The 9,775-nt window shown below is 70.2% G+C and carries 6 protein-coding genes; 2 read left to right on the forward strand and 4 right to left on the reverse strand.

Annotated elements, in window-relative coordinates; all coding sequences use genetic code 11:
• Positions 1 to 69: 69 nt before the first annotated feature.
• The 4 genes from EHS43_RS27575 to EHS43_RS27590 all read right to left on the reverse strand — a co-directional run bounded on the left by EHS43_RS27575 (position 70) and on the right by EHS43_RS27590 (position 5,234).
• The gene (locus EHS43_RS27575) at positions 70 to 1,686 is read right to left on the reverse strand and encodes a glycerol-3-phosphate dehydrogenase/oxidase (RefSeq protein WP_125193450.1); all 1,617 of its coding nucleotides are present in this window, start codon (positions 1,684 to 1,686) and stop codon (positions 70 to 72) included.
• A gap of 43 nt (positions 1,687 to 1,729) precedes the next feature.
• Positions 1,730 to 3,268: a glycerol kinase GlpK gene (glpK, locus tag EHS43_RS27580; RefSeq protein WP_125193451.1), complete on the reverse strand. Its 1,539-nt coding sequence runs from the start codon at positions 3,266 to 3,268 to the stop codon at positions 1,730 to 1,732.
• Between the two features lie 70 nt (positions 3,269 to 3,338).
• Entirely contained in the window at positions 3,339 to 4,139 is an 801-nt protein-coding gene (locus EHS43_RS27585; protein WP_125193452.1) for an MIP/aquaporin family protein, read from the reverse strand.
• Between the two features lie 321 nt (positions 4,140 to 4,460).
• Positions 4,461 to 5,234, reverse strand: a complete 774-nt coding sequence (locus EHS43_RS27590) for an IclR family transcriptional regulator (RefSeq protein ID WP_125193453.1) — start codon at positions 5,232 to 5,234, stop codon at positions 4,461 to 4,463.
• Between the two features lie 284 nt (positions 5,235 to 5,518).
• On the opposite strand from EHS43_RS27590, the gene metH reads away from it, so the two are divergent.
• Both metH and EHS43_RS27600 read left to right on the forward strand, forming a co-directional pair.
• On the forward strand, positions 5,519 to 9,040 hold the full coding sequence (gene metH / locus EHS43_RS27595; RefSeq protein WP_125193454.1) for a methionine synthase: 3,522 nt from the start codon (positions 5,519 to 5,521) through the stop codon (positions 9,038 to 9,040).
• A 115-nt stretch (positions 9,041 to 9,155) separates the two neighbouring features.
• Positions 9,156 to 9,775 (forward strand): HAD family phosphatase (locus EHS43_RS27600; protein ID WP_148104099.1); only part of this gene is annotated, 620 nt, incomplete at its 3' end.

Raw genomic sequence — 9,775 nt, forward strand, 5'->3', positions numbered from 1 at the left:
GGCCCCCATAGGGGAGGAGGGGCCGTTCTCGGGACACCGGTCCCGGTCGGGGAGGGACCGGGCCCGGGGCTACTTCTTGTCGAGCAGGTCCTGGACCTTCGCGCGGACCTCGTCGGTGGCCAGACCCCGGATCGTCAGCGTCGTACGGCGGCGCAGCACGTCGTCCGGCGTCTCGGCCCACTCGTTGTCCCGGGCGTAGACGACCTGCGCCCAGATCTCCGGGGCGTCGGGGTGGACGCGCTCGCCCAGCTCCGGGTTGTCGTTCGCCAGGCGGGCGATGTCGAAGGCGAGGGAGCCGTAGTGGGTCGCCAGGTGCTTGGCGGTGTCGGCGGCCATGCGGGGGCCGGGTGCCGGGTTGTCCACCAGCAGCCGGTGCGCGACCGCACGCGGGTTGGCGACACCGGGCAGGGGGAGCCTCTTCGGCAGGGAGGAGATGGGCTCGAAGTCGTCCCCGAGCGGGGCGCCCGGCAGCGACTCCAGCTTCTGCATGACCGTACGCCCGATGTGCCGGAAGGTCGTCCACTTGCCGCCCGCGACGGAGAGCATGCCGCCCCGGCCCTCCGTGACCACGGTCTCGCGCTTGGCCTTGGCGGTGTCACCGGGGCCGCCCGGCAGCACCCGCAGGCCGGCGAAGGCGTAGGTGATCAGGTCGCGGGAGAGCTGCTGGTCGCGGACGGAGAACGCGGCCTCGTCGAGTATCTGGGCCGTGTCCTTCTCGGTGACCGTGACGTCCGCCGGGTCGCCCTCGAACTCCTCGTCCGTGGTGCCGAGCAGGAGCATGTCCTCCCACGGCAGCGCGAAGGTGATCCGGTACTTGTCGATCGGGGTCGCCAGGGCGGCCCGCCACGGCGCGGTCCGCTTCAGGACCAGGTGCGCGCCCTTGGACAGCCGGATGGACGGGGCCGCGTTCGGGTCCTCCATCCTGCGCAGGTGGTCCACCCACGGGCCGGTCGCGTTCAGCACGAGCCGGGCGTTGACGCCGAACTCGTCGCCGGACTGCCGGTCGCGCAGGTCCGCGCCGGTCACCCGGCCCCGGGTGAACCTGAGACCGGTCACCTCGGCGTGGTTGAGCACGACAGCGCCCGCCTCGACGGCCGCGCGGACCGTCATCAGCGCCATGCGCGCGTCGTTCATCTGGTCGTCGCCGTACACGGCCACGGCCTTGAGGTTGTCGGTGCGCAGCTCGGGCACGTCCTGCGCCGCCCTTGCGGGGGACAGGAGGTGGCCGACGCCGTCGCCGAACGCCGAGAGCGCGGAGTAGGCGAAGACGCCCGCCCCGAGCTTCGCGGCGCCGTGCGGCCCGCCCTTGTACACGGGGAGGTAGAAGGTGAGCGGGTTCGCCAGGTGGGGAGCCACCTGGCGGGAGACCGCACGGCGTTCGAAGTGGTTCTCCGCCACCAGCTTCACCGCGCCGGTCTGCAGGTAGCGCAGACCGCCGTGGAGCAGCTTGGAGGAGGCGGAGGAGGTGGCGCCGGCGAAGTCGCCGGCGTCGACCAGAGCCACCCTGAGGCCGGACTGCGCGGCGTGCCAGGCGGTGGAGATGCCCAGGATGCCGCCGCCGATCACGAGAAGGTCGTACGACGCCTTGGAGAGCTGCTCCCGGGTCTCGGCGCGGCTCGGAAGGGAGCCGGAGGCCGGGCGCGTACCGAGGGCAGGCACGGACTGCAGGGTGGACTGACTGGTCATGTCGGGTTCTTACTCCTCATCAGAGCTGTTGAGGGGGTGTCTCTCAGCTCTCGTCCTCGAGCCAGCCCATGGTCCGCTCGACGGCCTTGAGCCAGCTCTTGTACTCACGGTCGCGGGTGTCCGCGTCCATGCGGGGGGTCCACTCGGCGGCCCGGCGCCAGTTGGCGCGCAGGTCGTCGGTGCTGGTCCAGAAGCCGACGGCGAGACCGGCGGCGTAGGCGGCGCCGAGGCAGGTGGTCTCGGCGACCATCGGGCGCACCACGGGGGCGTCCAGGAAGTCCGAGAGGGTCTGCATCAGCAGGTTGTTGGAGGTCATGCCGCCGTCGACCTTGAGCGCGGCGAGCTCGACGCCCGAGTCCTTCGTCATGGCGTCGGTGATCTCACGGGTCTGCCAGGCGGTGGCCTCCAGGACGGCACGCGCCAGGTGCGCCTTGGTGACGTACCGGGTCAGACCGGCGATCACACCGCGGGCGTCGGAGCGCCAGTACGGGGCGAACAGACCGGAGAAGGCCGGCACGAAGTAGGCGCCGCCGTTGTCCTCGACGGAGAGCGCGAGCGTCTCGATCTCGGCGGCGGTGGAGATCAGGCCCATCTGGTCGCGCATCCACTGCACCAGCGAACCGGTGACGGCGATGGAGCCCTCGAGGGCGTAGACCGGCTTGTCGTCACCGATGCGGTAGCCGACGGTGGTCAGCAGACCGGAGTACGAGTTGATGATCTTCTCGCCGGTGTTCATCAGCATGAAGGTGCCGGTGCCGTACGTCGACTTGGCCTCGCCCTCGGCGAAACAGGTCTGCCCGAACAGCGCCGCCTGCTGGTCACCGAGCGCCGAGGCGACCGGGATGCCGCCGAGCAGGTCGCCCAGCTTGCCGCCGGTGACCTCGCCGTAGACCTCGGCGGAGGAACGGATCTCCGGGAGCATCGACAGCGGCACGCCGATGGACTCGGCGATCTTCTCGTCCCACTCCAGCGTGTGGAGGTTCATCAGCATGGTGCGGGAGGCGTTGGTGACGTCGGTGTAGTGCTTGCCGCCGTCGACACCACCGGTCAGGTTCCAGATGACCCAGGTGTCCATGGTGCCGAAGAGGATGTCACCGGCCTCGGCGCGCTCGCGCAGGCCCTCGACGTTGTCGAGCAGCCAACGGGCCTTGGGGCCGGCGAAGTAGGAGGCCAGCGGCAGGCCGGTCTCGCGGCGGAAGCGGTCCTGGCCGACGTTGCGTCCGAGCTCCTTGCACAGCGCGTCGGTGCGGGTGTCCTGCCAGACGATGGCGTTGTGGACGGGCTCACCGGTGTTCTTGTCCCACAGCAGCGTGGTCTCACGCTGGTTGGTGATGCCGATGGCCTTGATGTCGTCGCGGGTGATGCCGGCCTTCTGGATGGCTCCGGCGACGACTTCCTGGACGTTGGTCCAGATCTCGTTGGCGTTGTGCTCGACCCAGCCCGGCTTCGGGAAGATCTGCTCGTGCTCCTTCTGGTCGACCGAGACGATCCGGCCGTCACGGTCGAAGACGATGCAGCGGCTGGAGGTGGTGCCCTGGTCGATGGCGGCGATGAAGGGGCCGGCGGTGTGGGCGTCGGTCACTGTGTGCTCCTGGGGGTTCCGTGAGTGGGGACTGTCTACGACTGCTGCGCTCTGCGGCTGCTGGGATGTTCTAAGCGAAAGCGATGTTGTAGATGCCTGCGGCGATCGCGCCGCCGATCAGCGGACCGGCGATCGGGACCCAGGCGTAGCCCCAGTCGGAGCCGCCCTTGTTGGGCAGGGGCAGGAGGGCGTGCACGATACGCGGACCGAGGTCACGGGCCGGGTTGATCGCGTAGCCGGTCGGGCCGCCGAGGGACAGACCGATGGAGACGACGACGAGTGCGGTGATCAGGGCGCCCAGGGTGCCCAGACCCTTGCCGTCGCCGTTGAGACCCTGCGTGAGCACGGCCAGCACCAGCACGATGGTGCCGATGATCTCCGTGGCGACGTTCTGCCAGGCGACGCGGACCTCGGGGCCGGTGGAGAAGACGCCCAGCACAGGTCCGGCGCCCTTCTCCCGCGCCTCGACGGCCTTGGCGGTGGTGGCCTGGGCGCCCGGGGCACCGACGATCTCCCTGTCGGTGAGGTGCGCGTGGAACTGCCCGTAGTAGGCGACCCAGACGAGCGCCGCGCCGATCATGGCGCCGAGCAGCTGCCCGCCCCAGTAGATCGGGACGTCGCCCCAGGAGATGCCGTCCTTCTTGAGCGCGAGCGCCAGTGTCACGGCCGGGTTGAGGTGGGCGCCGGAGAGCGGCGCCGAGGTGTAGACGGCCGTCAGCACGGCGAAACCCCACCCGAAGGTGATGGCGAGCCAGCCGGCGTTGCGGGCCTTGGAGGCCTTCAGCGTCACGGCGGCGCAGACGCCACCGCCGAGCAGGATGAGTATGGCGGTACCGATGGTCTCGCCGATGAAGATGTCGGAGCTGGACACCCGCGACTCCTTTGTCCTTCGTCCAGGGGACCGAACCCCGGGTCCCTCCGGTGGTTCGAGCTGCCCTCGGGGGTGAGAGCGATGCCGGCCCTTGGCGTTGTCACACTCTAGCGCGTATTGCCGGTAGGTGTTCGACAATGCCGACCGATGGACGGGAGTCTTGCTCCGGGGTTACACGCACGTCAAGGGTTCTGTAGTCGAAAACACGATCGTTATTGATAACTGTGGGTCAACGATCTTGTTTTGGCGATTTGTGCCGTTGCGTCAGGGTACGACTGAGGGCCGGCACGTCAATGACGTGCCGGCCCCTTCACACGCTTCTCAGAACCGCCCGGCGCCCAGGTCCCGGGAGACCGCGCGGGCGCAGTCCCGCACCGCCGCGATCAGTTCGGGACGCAGCGCGCCCTCCTCGTCGGGCCGGCACAGCCGCTCCACGGCGCCCGTGATGCCGACCGCGCCGACCGGCATGCGTCGCCGGTCGTGGATGGGCGCGGCGATGGACGCGACGCCCTCCCAGGTCTCCTCCACGTCCGCCGCGTACCCGCGTGCGCGGGTGACGTCGAGGAGCTGCTCGAACGCCTCCAGCTCGCACACGGTCCGGTCGGTGAACGCCTTGCGGTCGCTCTCCAGCGCCTCGCTGTGGGCGACCGGGTCGTACGCCGAGAGCACCTTGCCCAGCGCCGTGCAGTGCAGGGGCTGCATGGCGCCGATCTCCAGCACCTGGCGGCTGTCGTCGGGCCGGAAGACGTGGTGCACGATCAGCACGCCGTGCTGGTGCAGCACGCCCAGGTGGACGCTCTCGCCGCTGGAGCGGGCCAGGTCGTCCGTCCACACGAGCGCACGCGCGCGCAGCTCGTGCACGTCCAGGTAGGTGGTGCCCAGCCGCAGCAGCTCGGCGCCCAGCTGATACCGCCCCGAGGCCTCGTCCTGCTCCACGAACCCCTCCGCCTGGAGGGTGCGCAGGATGCCGTGCGCGGTGCCCTTGGCCAGGTCCAGGGACGAGGCGATGTCCGACAGGCCGAGTCTCCGCTCGCCGCCCGCGAGGAGCCGCAGCATCGCGGCCGCCCGTTCGAGCGACTGGATGTTCCGTGCCATCGCCGTTCTGCCTCCGTCCCCTTCGACAGCCGAGTGCTACGGCGTCGCTGCCGCTGTTCGGCAATGTCGAACACTACCGGTCGATGCCGACCTCCCGCTAATGGTCGGTCGCCATCTGTTGCGTCACAGGTGTCCCGCCGGTGACCCGCCCGCCATCCTCGTCCGTCCCGTGGACGTGCCGACCATCCCGGCATGGACCCGGCTACCCTGGCGTGGTGCGCCCGGCGTGGGACGACCCACGGGCGCCTGAAGCCGACAGCCGTCGCAACTGAGGGAGCCCTTTCATGGCCTCGTCGCCACAGTCCCCTTCCGCCGACAGCCGGACCCGTGTGTCCGCGCTCCGCGAGGCGCTCGCCACCAGAGTGGTGGTCGCCGACGGAGCGATGGGCACCATGCTGCAGGCCCAGGACCCCACCCTCGAGGACTTCGAGAACCTCGAAGGCTGCAACGAGATCCTCAACGTGACCCGCCCGGACATCGTCCGCTCGGTCCACGACGCCTACTTCGCGGTGGGCGTCGACTGCGTCGAGACCAACACGTTCGGGTCCAACCACACGGCCGCCTCCGAGTACGACATCGCCGACCGCGTGCACGAGCTGTCCGAGGCGGGCGCCCGGATCGCCCGCGAGGCCGCCGACGAGCACACCGCCCGCGACGGCCGTCAGCGCTGGGTCCTCGGCTCCGTCGGCCCCGGCACCAAGCTGCCCACCCTCGGCCACATCGACTACGCCACGATCCGCGACGGCTACCAGGCCAACGTCGAGGGACTGCTCGCCGGCGGCGCCGACGCCCTGATCGTCGAGACCACCCAGGACCTGCTCCAGACCAAGGCCTCCGTGCTGGGCGCCCGCCGCGCCCTGGAGGCCACCGGCGCCGACGTGCCGCTGGTCGTCTCGATGGCGTTCGAGACCACCGGCACCATGCTGCTCGGCTCCGAGATCGGCGCCGCGCTGACCGCGCTGGAGCCGCTCGGCATCGACATGATCGGCCTCAACTGCTCGACCGGCCCGGCCGAGATGAGCGAGCACCTGCGCTACCTCGCCCGGCACTCCCGCATCCCGCTGCTGTGCATGCCGAACGCGGGCCTGCCCATCCTCACCAAGGACGGCGCGCACTTCCCGCTCGACCCCGAGGGCCTGGCCGACGCCCAGGAGAACTTCGTCCGCGACTACGGCCTGTCCCTCATCGGCGGCTGCTGCGGCACCACCCCCGAGCACCTGCGCCAGGTCGTCGAGCGGGTCCGCGACCTCACGCCCTCCGAGCGCGACCCGCAGCCCGAGCCCGGCGCCGCCTCCCTCTACCAGACCGTCCCCTTCCGCCAGGACACCTCCTACCTGGCGATCGGCGAGCGCACCAACGCCAACGGCTCGAAGAAGTTCCGCGAGGCCATGCTGGAGGCCCGCTGGGACGACTGTGTGGAGATGGCCCGCGAGCAGATCCGCGAGGGCGCCCACATGCTGGACCTCTGCGTGGACTACGTGGGCCGTGACGGCGTCGCCGACATGAAGGAGCTCGCCGGCCGCTTCGCCACCGCCTCCACCCTGCCGATCGTCCTGGACTCCACCGAGGTCCCCGTCATCGAGGCCGGCCTGGAGAAGCTCGGCGGCCGCGCGGTCATCAACTCCGTCAACTACGAGGACGGCGACGGCCCCGAGTCCCGCTTCGCGAAGGTCACCAAGCTCGCCCAGGAGCACGGCGCCGCGCTGATCGCCCTCACGATCGACGAGGAGGGCCAGGCCCGCACCCCCGAGAAGAAGGTCGAGATCGCCGAACGGCTCATCGACGACCTGACCGGCAACTGGGGCATCCACGAGTCGGACATCCTCATCGACACCCTGACCTTCACCATCTGCACCGGTCAGGAGGAGTCCCGCAAGGACGGCATCGCCACCATCGAGGCGATCCGCGAACTCAAGCGCCGCCACCCGGACGTCCAGACCACCCTGGGCCTGTCCAACATCTCCTTCGGCCTCAACCCGGCCGCCCGCATCCTGCTCAACTCGGTCTTCCTCGACGAGTGCGTCAAGGCGGGCCTGGACTCGGCGATCGTCCACGCCTCGAAGATCCTCCCCATCGCCCGGTTCAGCGAGGAAGAGGTCCGGACGGCCCTCGACCTCATCTACGACCGCCGCGCCGAGGGCTACGACCCGCTGCAGAAGCTGATGGCCCTGTTCGAGGGCGCCACCGCCAAGTCGCTCAAGGCCGGCAAGGCCGAGGAACTGGCCGCGCTCCCGCTGGAGGAGCGCCTCAAGCGCCGCATCATCGACGGCGAGAAGAACGGCCTGGAGGCCGACCTCGACGCGGCCCTGCAGGACCGCCCCGCCCTCGACATCGTCAACGACACCCTCCTGGACGGCATGAAGGTCGTCGGCGAACTCTTCGGCTCCGGCCAGATGCAGCTGCCGTTCGTCCTCCAGTCCGCCGAGGTCATGAAGACCGCCGTCGCCTATCTCGAACCGCACATGGAGAAGGTCGAGGGCGACGAGGCCGGCAAGGGCACCATCGTGCTCGCCACCGTCCGCGGCGACGTCCACGACATCGGCAAGAACCTCGTCGACATCATCCTGTCCAACAACGGCTACAACGTGGTCAACCTCGGCATCAAGCAGCCGGTCTCCGCGATCCTGGACGCCGCCGCCGAGCACCGCGCCGACGTCATCGGCATGTCCGGCCTCCTGGTCAAGTCCACGGTGATCATGAAGGAGAACCTGGAGGAGCTCAACCAGCGGGGCCTTGCCGCCGACTTCCCGGTCATCCTCGGCGGAGCCGCGCTCACGAGGGCGTACGTCGAACAGGACCTCCACGAGATCTACGAGGGCGAGGTCCGCTACGCCCGCGACGCGTTCGAGGGACTGCGCCTCATGGACGCCCTCATCGGCGTCAAGCGGGGCGTGCCCGGCGCCAAGCTGCCCGAACTCAAGCAGCGCAGGGTGCGCGCCAGCGCCGTGACCGTGGAGGAGGAGCGGCCCGAGGAGGGGCACGTCCGCTCCGACGTGGCCACCGACAACCCGGTGCCCACCCCGCCGTTCTGGGACACCCGCGTCATCAAGGGGATCCAGCTCAAGGAGTACGCGAGCTGGCTCGACGAGGGCGCCCTCTTCAAGGGCCAGTGGGGCCTCAAGCAGGCCCGCACCGGCGAGGGACCCACGTACGAGGAGCTCGTCGAGACCGAGGGCAGGCCCCGGCTGCGCGGTCTGCTGGACCAGCTCCAGACCGAGAACCTCCTCGAAGCCGCCGTCGTCTACGGCTACTTCCCGTGCGTGTCCAAGGACGACGACCTGATCATCCTGGACGAGGAGGGCAACGAGCGCACCCGCTTCACCTTCCCGCGCCAGCGCCGCGGCCGCCGCCTGTGCCTCGCCGACTTCTTCCGCCCCGAGGAGTCGGGGGAGACCGACGTGGTCGGCCTCCAGGTCGTCACCGTCGGCTCCCGGATCGGCGAGCGGACCGCCAAGCTCTTCGAGTCCAACGCCTACCGCGACTACCTCGAACTGCACGGCCTGTCCGTCCAGCTCGCCGAGGCGCTCGCCGAGTACTGGCACGCGCGCGTGCGCTCCGAGCTCGGCTTCTCCGGCGAGGACCCCGGGGCCATGGAGGACATGTTCGCCCTGAAGTACCGGGGCGCCCGCTTCTCCCTCGGCTACGGCGCCTGCCCGAACCTGGAGGACCGCGCCAAGATCGCCGACCTGCTCCGGCCGGAGCGCATCGGCGTCCAGCTGAGCGAGGAGTTCCAGCTGCACCCCGAGCAGTCCACCGACGCGATCGTGATCCACCACCCGGAGGCGAAGTACTTCAACGCCCGCTGAGCCGCCGAGCCGGCTCACCGAGCACGCTGATCGGATAAGTCGTACACTGGTCGGTCCACCGCAGGCCGGTTCCCCCGTGGGAACCGGCCTGCTCGTCCCCCAAGGAGGTACGTGGATGACCAGCACGGTCCCCGCTCCATTGACCCGTACGGCGGACGGCTCCGCCCTTCAGGCCGTCCTCCTCGACATGGACGGCACCCTGGTGGACACCGAGGGCTTCTGGTGGGACGTCGAGGTCGACGTCTTCGCCGCCCTCGGCCACACCCTCGACGACTCCTGGCGCCATGTCGTGGTCGGCGGCCCCATGACCCGCAGCGCCGGCTTCCTCATCGAGGCCACCGGCGCCGACATCACCCTCGCCGAGCTCACCGTCCTGCTCAACCAGGGCTTCGAGAACCGCATCGGCCACTCCCTGCCCCTGATGCCCGGCGCCACCCGGCTGCTGGCCGAGCTGTTCGCGCACGGTATTCCCACCGCCCTGGTCTCCGCCTCGCACCGGCGCATCATCGACCGGGTCCTCGACACCCTCGGCTCCCAGCACTTCGGCCTCACGGTCGCCGGCGACGAGGTGCAGCGCACCAAGCCGCACCCCGACCCCTACCTGTTCGCGGCCGCCGGACTCGGCGCGGACCCCGCCAGATGCGCGGTCGTCGAGGACACCGCGACCGGTGTCGCCGCCGCCGAGGCCGCCGGCTGCCAGGTCGTCGCCGTGCCCTCCGTCGCCCCCATAGCCCC

This window comes from Streptomyces sp. RP5T, assembly GCF_003933965.1.
Lineage (GTDB): Bacteria > Actinomycetota > Actinomycetes > Streptomycetales > Streptomycetaceae > Streptomyces.